The organism is Tsuneonella dongtanensis (assembly GCF_001698205.1).
GTDB lineage: Bacteria > Pseudomonadota > Alphaproteobacteria > Sphingomonadales > Sphingomonadaceae > Tsuneonella > Tsuneonella dongtanensis.
Genome location: NZ_CP016591.1, coordinates 243889 through 258976, shown reverse-complemented (window position 1 = coordinate 258976; position 15088 = coordinate 243889). Strand labels below are relative to the sequence as shown.

General features: G+C 66.6%; 16 protein-coding genes. 9 read left to right on the top strand and 7 right to left on the bottom strand.

Annotated features, from left to right (window positions below; translation table 11 throughout):
• The first annotated feature begins 26 nt into the window (after positions 1-26).
• The 5 genes from gluQRS to A6F68_RS01120 are packed head-to-tail and all read left to right on the top strand — an operon-like array spanning position 27 to position 2909.
• Positions 27-833 carry a tRNA glutamyl-Q(34) synthetase GluQRS gene (gene gluQRS / locus A6F68_RS01140; protein ID WP_067675158.1) on the top strand — a complete coding sequence of 269 codons (807 nt, stop codon included), beginning with the start codon at positions 27-29 and terminating at the stop codon, positions 831-833.
• 4 nt (positions 834-837) lie between these two features.
• A complete protein-coding gene (locus A6F68_RS01135) occupies positions 838-1065 on the top strand; it encodes an HIG1 domain-containing protein (protein ID WP_067675155.1) in 228 nt (75 codons plus the stop codon).
• A 13-nt stretch (positions 1066-1078) separates the two neighbouring features.
• Positions 1079-1645 (top strand): cob(I)yrinic acid a,c-diamide adenosyltransferase, encoded by a 567-nt coding sequence (locus tag A6F68_RS01130; protein ID WP_067675152.1) that lies wholly within the window; start codon positions 1079-1081, stop codon positions 1643-1645.
• A gap of 58 nt (positions 1646-1703) precedes the next feature.
• Positions 1704-2573, top strand: a complete 870-nt coding sequence (locus A6F68_RS01125; protein WP_067675149.1) for a 3-hydroxyacyl-CoA dehydrogenase family protein — start codon at positions 1704-1706, stop codon at positions 2571-2573.
• Between the two features lie 57 nt (positions 2574-2630).
• Positions 2631-2909: a hypothetical protein gene (locus A6F68_RS01120; RefSeq protein ID WP_067675146.1), complete on the top strand. Its 279-nt coding sequence runs from the start codon at positions 2631-2633 to the stop codon at positions 2907-2909.
• On the opposite strand, the gene A6F68_RS01115 is transcribed toward A6F68_RS01120, so the two are convergent.
• The 3 genes from A6F68_RS01115 to mutS are packed head-to-tail and all read right to left on the bottom strand — an operon-like array spanning position 2906 to position 6277.
• Positions 2906-3313 (bottom strand): YidH family protein, encoded by a 408-nt coding sequence (locus A6F68_RS01115; RefSeq protein WP_067675143.1) that lies wholly within the window; start codon positions 3311-3313, stop codon positions 2906-2908. The genes A6F68_RS01120 and A6F68_RS01115 overlap by 4 nt on opposite strands.
• The gene (locus tag A6F68_RS01110) at positions 3282-3650 is read right to left on the bottom strand and encodes a hypothetical protein (protein ID WP_067675140.1); all 369 of its coding nucleotides are present in this window, start codon (positions 3648-3650) and stop codon (positions 3282-3284) included. The genes A6F68_RS01115 and A6F68_RS01110 overlap by 32 nt, the downstream gene beginning before the upstream one ends.
• A 23-nt stretch (positions 3651-3673) precedes the next feature.
• Positions 3674-6277, bottom strand: coding sequence for a DNA mismatch repair protein MutS (gene mutS / locus A6F68_RS01105; protein ID WP_067681803.1), 2604 nt, complete (start codon positions 6275-6277; stop codon positions 3674-3676).
• Positions 6278-6417: 140 nt separating this feature from the next.
• On the opposite strand from mutS, the gene A6F68_RS01100 reads away from it, so the two are divergent.
• The 4 genes from A6F68_RS01100 (at position 6418) to A6F68_RS01085 (ending at position 11776) form a co-directional block, all read left to right on the top strand.
• Positions 6418-8679, top strand: a complete 2262-nt coding sequence (locus A6F68_RS01100; RefSeq protein ID WP_067675137.1) for an NADP-dependent malic enzyme — start codon at positions 6418-6420, stop codon at positions 8677-8679.
• Between the two features lie 83 nt (positions 8680-8762).
• Entirely contained in the window at positions 8763-10217 is a 1455-nt protein-coding gene (locus A6F68_RS01095) for a DUF1800 domain-containing protein (RefSeq protein ID WP_067681800.1), read from the top strand.
• A 5-nt stretch (positions 10218-10222) separates the two neighbouring features.
• The gene (locus tag A6F68_RS01090) at positions 10223-11338 is read left to right on the top strand and encodes a DUF1501 domain-containing protein (RefSeq protein WP_067681797.1); all 1116 of its coding nucleotides are present in this window, start codon (positions 10223-10225) and stop codon (positions 11336-11338) included.
• A 45-nt stretch (positions 11339-11383) separates the two neighbouring features.
• Positions 11384-11776 carry a hypothetical protein gene (locus A6F68_RS01085; protein ID WP_067675134.1) on the top strand — a complete coding sequence of 131 codons (393 nt, stop codon included), beginning with the start codon at positions 11384-11386 and terminating at the stop codon, positions 11774-11776.
• Here A6F68_RS01085 and A6F68_RS01080 read toward each other — a convergent pair.
• The 4 genes from A6F68_RS01080 to ctrA all read right to left on the bottom strand — a co-directional run bounded on the left by A6F68_RS01080 (position 11758) and on the right by ctrA (position 14945).
• Positions 11758-12459: a DUF3592 domain-containing protein gene (locus A6F68_RS01080; RefSeq protein ID WP_084001490.1), complete on the bottom strand. Its 702-nt coding sequence runs from the start codon at positions 12457-12459 to the stop codon at positions 11758-11760. The genes A6F68_RS01085 and A6F68_RS01080 overlap by 19 nt on opposite strands.
• Positions 12460-12463: 4 nt before the next feature.
• Complete coding sequence (gene trmB, locus A6F68_RS01075; RefSeq protein ID WP_067675131.1) at positions 12464-13165, bottom strand: tRNA (guanine(46)-N(7))-methyltransferase TrmB; 702 nt, start codon at positions 13163-13165, stop codon at positions 12464-12466.
• Between the two features lie 17 nt (positions 13166-13182).
• Positions 13183-13953, bottom strand: a complete 771-nt coding sequence (locus A6F68_RS01070; protein ID WP_067675128.1) for a sulfite exporter TauE/SafE family protein — start codon at positions 13951-13953, stop codon at positions 13183-13185.
• Positions 13954-14249: 296 nt separating this feature from the next.
• Positions 14250-14945 (bottom strand): response regulator transcription factor CtrA, encoded by a 696-nt coding sequence (gene ctrA, locus A6F68_RS01065; protein WP_067675125.1) that lies wholly within the window; start codon positions 14943-14945, stop codon positions 14250-14252.
• Between the last annotated feature and the right edge of the window lie 143 nt (positions 14946-15088).

Sequence of the window (15088 nt, the reverse complement as noted above, 5' to 3'; positions counted from 1 at the left end):
CAGGCATTTGCCGCTAGGGCGAGAGGATGGAGGTTACCCGCTTCGCCCCCAGTCCCAACGGTTCGCTGCACTTGGGCCACGCCTACTCGGCGATCGTCGCGCACGATCTGGCGACGGAACGCGGTGGACGCTTCCTGCTGCGGATAGAGGATATCGACGGAGCACGCTCCCGGCCCGAGCTGGCCGATGAGTTCCTCGCCGACCTCGCCTGGCTGGGGCTGACGTGGAACGAAGTGCCTGCGCAGGCGACCCGCCTGGCAAGCTACGACGCGGCGGCGGAGCGCTTGCGCAGCGCGGGCCTGCTCTATCCCTGCACCTGCACGCGCGCCGAAGTGGCGGGGCCGGTCTACCCCGGCACCTGCCGGGGACGCACCGACCGGCCCGCCGGAGCGGCCTGGCGGCTCGATGTCGGCAGGGCGATGGCGTCGACCGGCGCCATTGAATGGGAGGACGAGCTCGCCGGCGTCCAGCAGGCCCGCCCCGATCTTGCCGGTGACCCGGTTCTGGTCCGCAAGGACGCGCCCGCGAGCTATCACCTTGCCGCGACGCTCGATGACGCCGCCGACGGGGTTACGCTGGTGACGCGCGGCCGTGACCTGTTTGCCGCCACCCATATCCACCGGCTGCTCCAGGCGCTGCTCGACCTGCCGGTGCCGCGGTGGCATCACCATCTCCTGCTGGTGGAAGACGATGGCCGCAAGCTCGCCAAGCGCCGTGGATCGCCGGGATTGCGCGATCTGCGCCTGGTTGGAGAGGATGGGCCCGCGCTTGCAGATTCCTTGCGCGCGCATCGCTTCCCGGCTGGCATTTCGCTCGGCGAATACCTAGATTGACGGCATGCAGACCGTCCTCGTCATCGTCCTCGTCGCGCTCATGGCGCTGGTGCTATATTCGCTCGTGCGCGGGATCGTCGCATTCCTGCAATCGCACAGGGCGGACATCGAGGCCGGCTCCGAACGCCAGCACGAAATGCAGCTCCTGCAGAACAAGATGATGTTCAACCGCATCAAGTACCAGGCGCTCGCGATCGTGGTGGTCGCGGTGATCATCATGATGGCGCGCTGAGTTCGCTCGCGCCTTGGTCAAGCTCAACAAGATTTACACCCGCACCGGCGACGATGGCACCACCGGGCTCGTCGACGGATCGCGCTGTCCGAAGCACTCGGCGCGGATAGAGGCGATCGGCGCCGTGGACGAGGCGAATTCCGCGCTCGGTCTGGCGGCGGTGGCGCTCACCGGCGAGGCAGGGTCCGACATCACCCGCATCCAGAACGACCTGTTCGATCTCGGTGCCGACCTCGCTACCCCGGGTGACGATTTCGAGCCCGGCGAAATGACCCTGCGGATAGTGCCGACGCAGGCCGATTGGCTCGAGGCGAGAATCGACGCGGCAACCGAGCGTCTCGAACCTCTGACCAGTTTCGTCCTACCCGGCGGCAGCGAGGCGGCTGCCCGCGTCCACGTCGCCCGCGCCGCGGTCCGGCGCGCCGAGCGCGCCATGACCGCCCTTGCCGACCACGAGCCGGTCAACCCGGCCGCGCTCGCCTACGTCAACCGCTTGTCCGATCTGCTCTTCCAGCTCGCCAGGCTGGAGAACGACGAGGGCCGTGCCGACGTGACCTGGGTACCGGGCGCTAATCGCTAGCCATCGGGCGGGACCCTCGCTAACCGCGGCTCTTGCTGCAAGTGCGAAGGAGGCAGGCATGGACACGATCGGCGTCATCGGGGCGGGGCAGATGGGCTCGGGCATAGCGCAGACCCTCGCCCAGCACGGCTATCGGGTGTTTCTGTCCGACATCGATCTTGCCGCCGCCGATAAAGGCAAGGCCGGGATCGCCAAGGGGCTTGCCCGGCTCGTCGGCAAGGGCAAGCTCGATACCGCCGATGCGGATAGCGCACTCGCGCTGATCGAGCCGGTCGCCGATCTTGCGCAGATGAGCGACGCGACGTTCATCATCGAGGCGGCAACCGAAAACGAGCGCATCAAGCAGGCGATCTTCGAAAGCGCAGGAAAGGTCCTCGGCGCGGGCGCCATACTTGCCAGCAACACCAGCTCGATCCCGATCACCCGCATGGCCAACTGGTCGTCCGATCCGGCGCGCTTCATCGGGCTGCATTTCTTCAACCCCGTGCCGGTGATGGGGCTGATCGAGGTGATTGCAGGCCTCGCCACCTCGGCCAAGACGATCGCGCGAACCAAGGCGCTTGGGCAGAGCCTCGGCAAACACGTGGTCGAGGTGCAGGACGCGCCGGGCTTCGTGGTCAACCGGGTGCTGATGCCGATGCTCAACGAGGCGGTCTTCGCGCTTGGCGAGGGCACCGCGAGCGTGGCGGACATCGATGCCGCCTGCCGCCTCGGCCTCAACCACCCGATGGGACCGCTGCAGCTGGCCGACTTCATCGGGCTCGACACCTGCCTCGAGATCGTCCGCGTCCTCCATGGCTCCACCGGCGATCCCAAGTATCGGCCCGCACCACTGCTGCTCAAATATGTCGAGGCTGGCTGGCTGGGCCGCAAGGCGGGCAAGGGTTTCTACGACTATTCCGGTGAGGAGCCGGTGCCGACGCGCTGAAATCGGGGAACGCGGCGCGCCTCACGCGGGTTGATGCGGCAAAGGAGTCCCGTACCCATGCCCACCGATCCCGAACTCGCGCCCGAACTGCACAATTCCGAGCAGGACGATGAACAATCGCAGGCGCAGACGGTCGCCGAACAGGCGCAGGCGCTGCGCAAGGGCGATCCGACCGCGAGCGTGAAGCACGACACGACCGAGACGCCGGACCTGGTCGATCACATGCGCGACATGGAAGCTTCGGGCCGGATCGATATGGGCGCGTTCAAGGGCGAGCCAAGCATGGACGACGATGAGGACTACTACGGCAAAGAGCCTTCCGACGAAGAGGGCTAGATCGCGCCAAGATCGCCGTCGTTCAGGATCCAGAGTCCCGCGACCAGCACCAGCGCACCGACCACCACCGCGTAGGCGAGAAGGCGGAAGTTGGGCGCGGATGGCCCTTCGAGCTTATGCGAGTGAAGGCGTGCCAAGGTCGCGCACATCCTTCGCTGGGCGGACCAAGCCAGCGCGGCTCCGGCGAGAATGAACAGGGTCGCGATCGCGCGCGCCAACCACGGCGGGTCGAAAGCACCGAAAACCGCCCGGAATGCCAAGCCGATGCCGATCGCGGCGAATGCGGTACGAATCCACCCGGCGAAAGTTCGCTCCATCGCCATGATGTTGCGGTCTTCGGCGAGTTCGGTCCGCTCTGCCGCCAGATCGTTGCTATTCGGCTTGTCCTGTTGCTCCCGCGTCATCGTCCATGACGATAACGAGTTCGTCCGAGGGCACAACCTCGGGGTCCTCGTTGACCTCTGCGCCGAAGGCGTCGGAGGGTGTCGGATCCTCCCCGCTTGCGGAATCGATCAGTTCCTCGTCTGGCGTAAACTCGTAGATGACGCTGTCGTCGGACGCGGAATCGGAGTGTTCGGAGGAAAACTGATCCGCCTGCGCCTTTTGGGATTCGATTTGCTGTTTCGCCTGATCGAGCGCGCCGTCGCCCTTGCCCGTGCCCACGACTTTGGTCACGCTTGCCAGCACGATGCCGACGAACAGCAGGGCTAACCAGCGATTTCGAAACATGTATCCGCGCATGGCGCGAGCATACCCTGCGAAAGTTAAGGCTCGCTTTCACCTGCTTCGCGCTTGAGCGTGTAGAGCACGTCGAGAGCTTCGCGCGGCGACAACGCATCGACGTCCAGCGTGCGCAAGGAATCGCGCAGGGTGTCGCAGGCTTCCTCCTCGGCATGCGCGGCTGCGGCGAACAGCGGCAGGTCGCCAAGCCCTGCGGCAAGCCCGCCGGTTTCCGCGCGTCCCTTCTCGAGCTTGTCGAGAACGGTCTTGGCGCGCGCCACGACATTGGGAGGCACCCCGGCCAGACGCGCGACCGCCAGTCCGTAGGATCGGTCGGCCGGCCCCTCGGCCAGCTCGTGCATGAGTACGAGATCGCCCTTCCATTCGCGCGCGCGCACATGGTGGAGCGAGAGCGCCTCGCAGCTTTCGGCAAGTCGCGCGAGTTCGTGATAGTGGGTGGCGAACAGGCAGCGACTGCGGTTGCCCGTATGGACCGCCTCGGCAACGGCCCAGGCCAGGGCAAGCCCGTCGTAGGTCGAGGTACCGCGGCCGACTTCGTCGAGGATGACGAAGGAGCGCTCGGTCGCTTGGCTGAGGATCGCCGCGGTCTCGACCATTTCGACCATGAAGGTGGATCGGCCGCGCGCAAGCTGGTCGCTTGCGCCGACCCGGCTGAACAAACGGTCGGTCAGGCCGATCGTCGCCGCGCTCGCGGGAACGAAGGCGCCTGCCTGTGCAAGCAACACGATCAGCGCGTTCTGGCGCAGGAAGGTCGACTTGCCGCCCATGTTGGGCCCGCCGATCAGCCACAGCCGGTCGTCCGGACCCAGCGCGCAATCGTTGGCGACAAATCGTTCGCCTGAAGCGGCGAGCGCAGCCTCGACCACCGGATGCCGTCCGCCTTCCACCTGAAGCACGGCGTCCTCGACGATACGCGGTCTCGCCCAGCCGCCCTCGGCCGCCCGCTCTGCGTGACTGGCAGCGACATCGATGCGGGCGATCGCGGCGGCCGTCCTCGCGATAGCCTCGCGCGCTGCAACGGCCCGTTCGACAAGGTCTTCGAAGTGGGCTTCCTCGGCGGCGAGCGCGTGACCGCCCGCCTCGGCGATCCGGCTCGCCTCTTCGTGGAGCGACAACGAGTTGAACCGCACCGCGCCTGCCATCGTCTGGCGGTGGGTGAAGCCGCTTTCCGGAAGCATCAGCGCGTCGGCGTGTTTCGCGGGCACCTCGATGAAATAGCCGAGCACGCCGTTGTGCCGGATCTTGAGCGCGGCGATGCCGGTCTCTGCGCGGTACTTCGCCTCCAGCGCAGCGATCGCGCGGCGGGCGTTGCCCGATGTGCGCCGAAGATCGTCGAGTGCGGCGTCGTAGCCTTCGGCGATGAAACTGCCCTTGCCACGCTCGGTGGGCGGCGAGGGGACGAGCGCGCGGGAATAAAGATCGGTGAGTGCGCCGTGGCCGCCCAGCCGGGGCAGAAGCTCTTCCAGCAAGGCCGGGCGATCGTCCAGCCCGGCCAGGTGGTCGCGGAGACGTCGCGCCCCGTCCAGCCCGTCGCGCAACTGGCCAAGGTCGCGCGGGCTGCCGCGCCCGGCCGCCACCCGTCCGATCGCGCGCCCCAGATCGGGCAGGGCGCGTAACGCCGCGCGAATATCGGCGCGAAGCAGCGGGTCGTCGTGAAGCCAGGCCACCAGCGCCAGCCGGTTCTCGATCGCGGTACGATCGGTGAGCGGGGCGGAAAGGTCCTCTGCGAGCTGCCGTGCGCCCGCTCCGGTCGCACACCGGTCGATCGATTCGATCAGGCTACCGCCACGCCCGCCGCGGCTCCCCTCGACGATCTCCAGACTGGCCCGGGTCGCGGCATCCATTCCCAGCGTAGTACCGCTCTCCAGCGCGACCGGCGGCAGGAGCAGGGGCAAGCTTCCCCGGCCTACGTGTTCGAGATAGGCGACCAGTCCGCCGGCCGCGGCGAGCATGGCACGCGAAAAGACACCGAAGCCGTCGAGAGTCGCGACGCCGTGGACCCGGCACAGGCGCTCCGCCCCCGCATCACTCGAGAATTCGTGTCGCGGGCGCGGCATTACTTCCCCGGGAGCGCTCTCCCAGCCTTCGGGCGAGACGATCTCGCTCGGTCCCAACCTGGCGACCGCCGCAGGCAAGTCGCCAATCGCACACTCCTCGAGCGTCATGCGCCCTGTCGAGATGTCGACTGCTGCGACGCCGCAGGTCCCGCGCAGTTCGCAGGCCGCGGCAAGCACGTTCGCGCGGCGCGGTTCGAGGAGCGATTCCTCGGTCAGCGTGCCTGCGGTCACGAACCTGACGATGTCGCGCGCGACCAGCGCCTTCGATGACGGCGTGCCTTCGCGCTTGGCCCGAACCTTCGCTTCCTCGGGGGTCTCGACCTGCTCGGCGATCGCCACCCGCTGGCCCGCCTTGATCAGCCGGGCGAGATAGCCTTCGGCCGAATGGACGGGCACGCCGCACATCGGGATCGGCGCCCCTCCGTGCTCGCCCCTGCTGGTCAGTGCGATATCGAGAATCTGCGCGGCGATCTTCGCATCGTCGAAGAACAGTTCGAAGAAATCCCCCATGCGGTAGAACAGCAGGCACCCTTCGGCCTGCGCCTTGAGCGCAAGGTACTGCGCCATCATCGGAGTCGAACCGCCCGCCACGCTGCGGGGGTTAGCCGGTGGGCTTCCGATTCGGAACGGCAAGCCGCGCGCCTTTCCCCTGTTGCCGCCCGCCGGTTTCCGTTAGGGCCTCAAGCGACAGCCGATGACAGGGGGAAACTTTGGCCGACGAGAAGCCCACCGCCTTCACCACGCGCGAAGCGCTGTTCTATCACGAGACTATCCGCCCGGGTAAGATCGAGATCATCGCTTCCAAGCCGATGGCGACCCAGCGCGATCTCAGCCTTGCCTATTCGCCAGGCGTGGCCGCTCCCGTGCAGGCCATTGCCGACGACCCGGCGAATGCCGCGAAGTATACCGCCCGCTCGAACCTGGTCGCGGTAATCTCGAACGGCACGGCGATCCTGGGGATGGGTAATCTCGGCGCGCTCGCCTCGAAGCCGGTGATGGAAGGCAAGGCGGTCCTCTTCAAGCGCTTCGCCGACGTCGATTCGATCGATATCGAGCTCGATACCGAAGACCCCGAGAAGTTCATCGAAGCGGTCGCCCTGATGGAGCCGAGCTTCGGCGGCATCAACCTCGAGGACATCGCCGCGCCGGAATGCTTCGTGATCGAGGCGGCGCTGCGCGAGCGCATGAACATACCGGTCATGCACGACGACCAGCACGGCACGGCGATCATCGCGGCAGCGGGACTCATCAACGCGTGCCACCTGACCGGGCGGGACCTCAAGGATGTCCGCATGGTGGTCAACGGCGCCGGCGCATCGGCGCTTGCCTGCACGGCGCTGATCAAGTCGGTCGGCGTCCCGCACGAGAACGTGATCGTCTGCGACCGCAGCGGGCCGATCTACCCGGGCCGCGACGGGGTCGACCAGTGGAAGAGCGCGCACGCGGTGCCGACCGAGGCGCGCAGCCTCGAGGAAGCGCTCGACGGGGCTGATATCTTCCTCGGTCTGTCGGCGAAGGGCGCGCTCAAGCCCGAGTGGGTCAAGAAGATGGCCCCGAACCCGATCATCTTCGCGATGGCCAACCCGGACCCGGAAATCCGCCCGGAGGATGCAAAGGCCGTACGGCCGGATGCGATCGTCGCGACCGGGCGCTCGGACTATCCCAACCAGGTCAACAATGTGCTCGGCTTCCCGTTCATCTTCCGCGGCGCGCTGGACGTGCAGGCGACCGCTATCAACGAGGAAATGAAGGTCGCCGCGGCGCAGGCCATCGCCGGTCTCGCCCGCGAACGCGTGCCGGACGAGGTCGCCGCCGCCTACGGCGTCAATCACAAGTTCGGTACCGATTACATCATTCCCGCGCCGTTCGATCCGCGGCTGATGGAAGTCGTCTCGAGCGCGGTGGCCAAGGCGGCGATGGATTCGGGCGTCGCGCGCGCGCCGATCGCGGATTTCGACGCCTATCGCCTCGCGCTGAAGGCCCGCCTCAATCCGACCACGTCGGTACTCACGCTGGTCTACGAGGAAGCCAAGGCCAATCCCAAGCGGGTCGTGTTTGCCGAGGCGGAGGAAGATGTCGTGCTGCGCGCGGCAATCCAGTTCCGCGACTTCGGTTACGGCACGCCGATCCTCGTCGGCCGGACCAAGGCGATCGTCGACAAGCTGCACATGCTGGGCGCGTCTAACCCGCAGGATTTTGAAATCCAGAACTCGGCGGACAGCAAGCTCGTGCCGCAGATGGTCGATTATCTCTACAACCGGCTCCAGCGGCGCGGCCGCACCATCCGCGACGTCAGGCGCATGGTGAACCAGGAACGCAACGTCTTCGCCGCTCTGCTCGTCGCGCTCGGCCACGGCGATGCGCTGATCTCCGGCCTGACCCGCACCTTTGCGCAGACGGCGCGGGAGGTGAACCTGGTGCTCGATGCCAAGAAGGACGCGATCCCGTTCGGCATCCACCTCATGATCGGCAAGAATTATACGGTGTTCCTTGCCGACACGACGATCAACGAACGTCCGTCGGCGGCGCAGCTTGCGCACATCGCCAAGGAAACCGCCGCGGTCGCCAGGCGCCTCGGCCACGATCCCCGGGTGGCGTTCCTGTCCTATTCCACTTTCGGCAACCCGCCGGGGCAATGGCTCGGTAACATCCGCGATGCGGTGGCCATCCTCGATGCCGAGGATCCGGGCTTCGAGTACGAAGGCGAACTGGCGCCCGACGCCGCGCTCAATCCGAAGGTCATGGAGCTTTATCCGTTCAGCCGCCTCTCCGCACCGGCGAACGTGCTGATCATGCCGGGGCTTCAGTCGGCGAACCTGTCGGCCAAGCTCCTGCGCGAACTCGCGGGCGCTTCGACCATAGGGCCCATGATGGTGGGAATGGAAAAGCCGGTACAGATCGCACCCATGACTGCGCTCGCGCCCGACGTGCTGACGCTGGCGGTTCTCGCGGCGGCGGGCGTGGTGGGCTGATCGCGACCAGCCGATACAAATCGCTACGCCGCGGTTCAGCCTGATGCGCTAGAATGGCTTCTCCCGCGAAGGAGAGGCCGCGCATGACGGGTGAGAAGACCATCGCGTACAACCGTTTCGGGCTGGGTGCTCGCCCGGACGACTCGCTCGGAGGCGATCCGCGCGGCTGGGCTGCGTCACAGTTGTCCCGTTTCGTCGCATCGCCGCCCGCGATCGCTGCGCAACCGAGCCGTGCCGAACTCGTGACGCGCTTTCGCGAGTATCGCGAGCAGGTACAGGAAGAGCGAAGCCGCAAGCGCGAGGATGCGGCCATGGCGCCCGGAATGGACGCCGCGATGGACAGCGTCCAGGAATCGGAAAACCGTCCGGCCAATATCCAGCGCGTCAACGGGCTGCGCATGGCCTATATCGGTGCGGTCAACGCCCGGCTGGCGTCTGCCGTTGCGACCGACACGCCGTTCGCCGAACGCCTCGTCCACTTCTGGTCCAACCACTTCGCCATATCGGCCGACAAGCAGCCGGTGGTTCCGCTCGCGGGCAATTACGAATTCGAAGCGATCCGCCCGCATGTGATGGGAAACTTTCACGACATGCTGGTGGCCGCGGTCCTGCATCCGGCGATGCTGCTGTTCCTCGACCAGGCGCAATCGGTGGGACCCAACAGCCGGATCGCGCAACGCGGCAATCGCGCGAACGGGCGCCAGCGCGGCCTCAACGAGAATCTCGCGCGCGAAATCCTCGAATTGCACACGCTTGGCGTGCGCACCGGATACAGCCAGGCAGATGTTACCGAACTTGCGCGCGCTCTGACCGGATGGTCGCTGGCAGGCCTGCGCGCCGGACCCCTCGCGCGGCTGATGCCGAATGCGGCGCCCGGGGAGACCGCCTTCGTCGAACCGCTGCACGAACCGGGCACACGCACGATTCTCGGAAAGCAATATCCCGACGATGGAGCCGAGCAGGCGCTCGCGGTCCTGCGCGACCTCGCTCGCTCGCCATCGACCGCGCGCCATGTCGCGACGAAGCTCGCCCGGCACTTTGCTGCCGACGATCCGCCGCCCGCAATGGTCGCGCGGCTCGAAAAGGCGTTCCTGGAAGGACAGGGAGACTTGCCGACGCTCTATCGCGCGCTGATCGATTCGCCCGAGGCTTGGAACGGCGATGCAGCCAAGTTCCGGAACCCGTGGGACTGGACGGTCGCGGCCCTGCGGGCGAGCGGTTCGCCGCAATTGCCCCAGCAGAGGGCCGCGCCTGCGCTCTTCCAGCAGCTGGGGATGCCCGTCTGGCGACCGGGCAGCCCGGCAGGGTTCGGCGATACCGCAGCCGACTGGGCCGGGCCCGGAGCGCTGATGACTCGGGTCGAGGTTGCCCAGCAGATCGCCAACCGGCGCGGAAACGCCGTCGATCCGCGAGCGATCGCCGAAGCTGTCGCGCCCGATGGCCTATCGCCGATGACCAATCAGGCGATCGCGCGGGCCGAACAGCCCTCGACCGGCCTGGCGCTCCTGTTCGCCAGCCCCGAATTCCTCCGGAGGTGATGTCGATGACCACGCAGATCGATCGCCGACGCCTGCTTGCAGCGGGCGGGCTGCTGGGAGCGATCACGCTGCTTCCCTCGGCAGCCTTCGCGGCCGCCCAGACCGACAAGCGGCTTGTTTTCCTGATCCAGCGCGGCGCTGCCGACGGGCTCGCGATCGTGCCACCGGTCGGCGATCCGGCGCTGGCCTCGCTGCGCGGCGCGTTGCGCGACGATGCACCGATCCCGCTCGACGGGATGTTCGGGCTTCACCCGGAGATGCAGGCAACCGCAGGCCTGTTCGCCGCCGGCGAAGCGCGTGCCTTTCATGCTGTCGCGACCGCCTATCGCGACCGGTCGCATTTCGACGGGCAGAACGTGCTCGAAAGCGGGGCCGCGGCGCCATACGGTCTGAGGACCGGCTGGCTGGGGCGGCTCCTCCCGCTGCTTCCCGGCGAGAACGAAGCGCTCGCGCTTGCGCCAGCCGTGCCGCTGGCGCTTCGCGGCAACCAGCAGGTCGCGACCTATTCGCCCAACCGTCTGCCCGACGCGAGCCAGGACCTGCTGCTCCGTTTGGGCGACTTGTATGCCGCAGATGCGCAACTGGCCCCGATGTGGGCCGAAGCGATCAAGACGAAGGAGCTCGCTGGCGACCTTGCCGGCAATGACGGCCGCAACGGCGGCGACCTCGGCAAGCTTGCCGCATCGCTTCTTGCCCCTGCGGATGGTGCGCGGGTGATGATGATCGAAACCGGAGGGTGGGATACCCATTCCAACCAGAAGGGCAGGCTCGCGGGTCAGCTGCGCGGGCTCGACCGACTGCTCGCCGAGCTCAAGGCAGGCCTGGGTGCGGCCTGGAGCGAAACTCTGGTTATCGTCGCGACCGAATTCGGGCGGACGGCGGCGGTCAACGGAACGCAGGGGACCGACCATGGTACCGCCTCGGCCGCGTTCCTCCTTGGCGGAGCGCTCGGCAAGGGCCAGCCGGTGGTCGCGGACTGGCCCGGGCTTTCGCACGATTCGCTGTTCGAGGGGCGCGATCTCAAGCCGACCGCAGACCTTGGCGGAGTGATCTCGGGCGCACTGGGCCATCACTACGGCATCGACCGGACAGCACTGGCAGGGTTGTTCGCGACTGCCTGACAGCTTCGCAATGGTTCCTTTACCCCGGACCGCCACAGTGCACGCATGGGGATCGCGAAACGGCCGAAACTGGCCACCAGCTATAGCGGACCGCGCGCGGGCGAGCGCGAGCAGGTGTCCTTCGATGCGCAGTGCAGCGTGGCCTCCGGCGCGGAGTTCCCCGTGGCGGTGCTCGACCTCGACACGCGCGGCTGCCGGGTTCGAGGGATCAATTCGGCAGTCACCAAGAACCAGCAGGTCGCCTTGCGCCTCGGATCGACAACGGTAACCGCGCGGCTCCGCTGGCTGAAGCGGGGAAGCGCCGGGCTCGCCTTCGACGAGCCGCTCGACGAGGCAACGCTGGTCGCCGCGAGAGCTGGCCAGACGGACAAATCGACATCGCGCGTGGTGCCGTTGCGCCGGCCGCCAACGGGCGGTGGTCAGTCCTCCTCGACGTAATCCGACAGATCGACGAAGTAGTCCTCGGGATCGGTCGGGTCGCACAGCACCCGGACAGGCTTGCCATTGAGCGAATCGCTGAGGTCGACCCAGATGTAATCGCTGTCGAAGCGGTGCAGCTTTCCGGTAGTGGGATGCGTCGCCTGGGCCGACACGCGGTAGGGATGGCGTCCGTTTATCGTCGTCGATCGATCGATCTGGCATGAAAGGAACTTGGCCTGGATCGGCATTCCGGCCGACTTGAGGCTGGCGATCGTGCGGCGCCGACGCAGGTGAAGCACGACCAGCGTCAGCCCGACGATGGCGAAGAGGCTGCCCATACCGCCGAAGATGGCGGGTCCCATGTGCCGTTCGGTGAAGCTGTCGACGCGCGCCTGTCCCGGCAAGCCGCGGTGATACGTCACGTCCACCGCCTCGCCCCGGTCGTATGCGGCCGGATTGCTTCCTACGCCGCCGACGAAGCGCTGCGGCGTGCCATTCTGGTCGCGCCATTCGACGATCGGCGCATAGACGTAACCGTCGTCGGAGGTGCGTTGCTCCAGATCGACGACCGTGCCGCGTGCATGGAGGGCGTCTTTCTGGAAATCGAGGTCGTCGAAAAGCATCCAGCCGCCCACTCCGGCGAACAGCAGACCGAACGCAGCGAACGCGCTGCCGAACCACAGGAAGAAACGGTCCCTCATCGAATCACCTCCGGCGGAAGCGGAAGTACCACACCTCGTGACCGTATACGGTACGCGCCTTGTGCTCGTAGCGGGTCTCCGGCCAGCCCGACGGGCGCTGCTGCCAACTGGCCCTGCTGTCCGCGACCCACTCGAATTCGTCGGTGAAGCGCCGCATGACCATCAGCGCGTGGCGCAGGTAGACCGGGTGGTCGGTACCGAAACGGAACTCGCCGCCGGGCTTCAGCTTGTCGGCGATCATCTGCACCGGACCGTCGTTCATCATCCGGCGCTTGGCGTGCTTGGCCTTGGGCCAGGGATCGGGGTGCAGCAGGTAGAGCATCGTCAGGCCGCCGTCGGGCACGCGGCGCAGCACCTCGAGTGCATCGCCGTGATGGATGCGCACGTTGGCAAGGTTGCCGTCGCGCACGTGGACGAGGGCTTGCGCCACCCCGTTGACGAAGGGCTCGGCGCCCAGAAAGCCATGATCGGGCAACAGGTCCGCGCGGTAGGCCATGTGCTCGCCCCCGCCGAACCCGATCTCGAAATGCAGCGGGCGCTCATCGCCGAACAGCCTCCGCGACGAGATCGGACCCTCGGCGGGCGGAGAGATTTGCGGCAGCAGCGTGTCGACCAGCGCCTGCTGTCCCGCGCGCAGCGGCTTGCCCTGGCTGCGGCCGTACAGCCGGTTGAGCGTGGTCGGATCGCCGGGTTTGTGCGCAGTCATCGCGTGCGCGCCTAGCGCTATTTCAACCAGGCGGTCCAGACTCCGTAGCCGCTGGTGAGGGTGAGCACGATGCCGACGAGGATGAGCATCCACTTGGCCGGCACGTGCTTGGCTGCCCAGGCACCGAAGGGCGCACCGAGCACGCCGCCGACCAGCAGGCCCAGCGTCGGTCCGGCGAGATCGGCCACGCCGAGGTGATAGATGAACGCGGCCGAGATCGTCAGCGTCAGGAAGAACTCGACCGAGTTGACGGTGCCCACGACCTTGCGCGGGTCCGCGCCCTGGACGAGCAGGTTCGACGTCACCACCGGGCCCCACCCGCCGCCGCCCGCTGCGTCGAGAAAACCGCCGACGAGGCCGAGTGGAGCGACGTATTTCGCCTCGCGCTGCTTGGGCGGGTAGAGGAGGCCGCGAACCAGCAGGTACACCCCGATGCCGGTCAGGTAGAGAAGTACGAAGGGCTTCACCAAGCCCGCGTCGAGGTTGGACAGCAGGTACGCACCGCAGATTCCGCCGATGACACCGGGTATCAGGAGCCGGAGAAACAGCCTCGCGTCGATGTTGCGGTGATAGAGATGGCTCAATCCGCTCGTCGCGGTCGTGAAGCACTCGACGACATGAACCCGCTGCGAGGCGACCGCGGGCGGGACCCCGAGAAAGCCGACGAGCAGGGTATTCATGATCACCCCGAACGCCATGCCCAGCGCTCCGTCGACGAGCTGCGCGGCAAAGCCGACCGCGATGAAGGGCAACAGGGCCCAGAGATTGAAATCGCCGAAGTCGATCATCGTGGGCCCTCGCTGGAGTTGCACGAAATACGTCGCCGTGTCGGGGGCACGGAACAAAGAAATTCTCTCAACGTGCTGCGGGAACGATCTGCTGCCGGTTGCGCTGTTTCGCGTTGTTCAAATGGCGGCCGCGGACGCGAGCCCTTATGATTCGTACCAAGACCTGCGATCCGGTCCCGCGGCTGGCCCTGGCCGTGTGTGCGGCGGTCGTCGTCAATGGAACGAAAACCGCCCGGGATGCGAACACCCCGGGCGGCTCTTCCCCCGTCCAAAGAGAAAGAAATCTCGTCGCTAGGTCAGGCGGCTTCCGCCTCGTCGTGCGGATCGCGCAGCACGTAGCCGCGGCCCCACACGGTTTCGATGTAGTTCTCGCCGCCGCACGAGTGGCTCAGCTTCTTGCGCAGCTTGCAGATGAACACGTCGATGATCTTGAGCTCGGGCTCGTCCATGCCGCCATAGAGGTGGTTGAGGAACATTTCCTTGGTGAGCGTGGTGCCCTTGCGGAGCGAGAGAAGCTCCAGCATCGCATATTCCTTGCCGGTGAGGTGCACGCGGGCACCGTCGACCTCGACCGTCTTGGCGTCGAGGTTCACGGCGAGCTTGCCGGTGCGGATGACCGACTGGCTGTGGCCCTTCGAGCGGCGGACGACGGCGTGGATGCGCGCCACCAGTTCCTCGCGGTGGAAGGGCTTGGTCACGTAGTCGTCGGCACCGAAGCCGAACGAGCGGATCTTGGAATCCATCTCGGAGATACCCGAGAGGATCAGCACCGGCGTCTGCACCTTGGCGACGCGGAGCTTCTTCAGAACGTCGTACCCGTGCATGTCGGGCAGGTTCAGGTCGAGCAGGATGATATCGTAGTCGTAGAGCTTTCCGAGGTCCAAGCCTTCCTCGCCGAGATCGGTCTGGTAGACGTTGAATCCTTCGGTTGTCAGCATAAGCTCGATCGCCTTGGCCGTGGTCGGCTCGTCTTCGATCAGCAACACACGCATGGCCAGGTTCCCCCCAGAGTGCCCCAAGTCCCGTGGTAACGACCCATCAACGGGTGTTGCCGCGGATTAACCACAAAACGTCTGAAGGAAAAAGGTTAACGGCGGGTAAAGCCGACGAGCAGAAATTAACGAGTCTTTTCGGC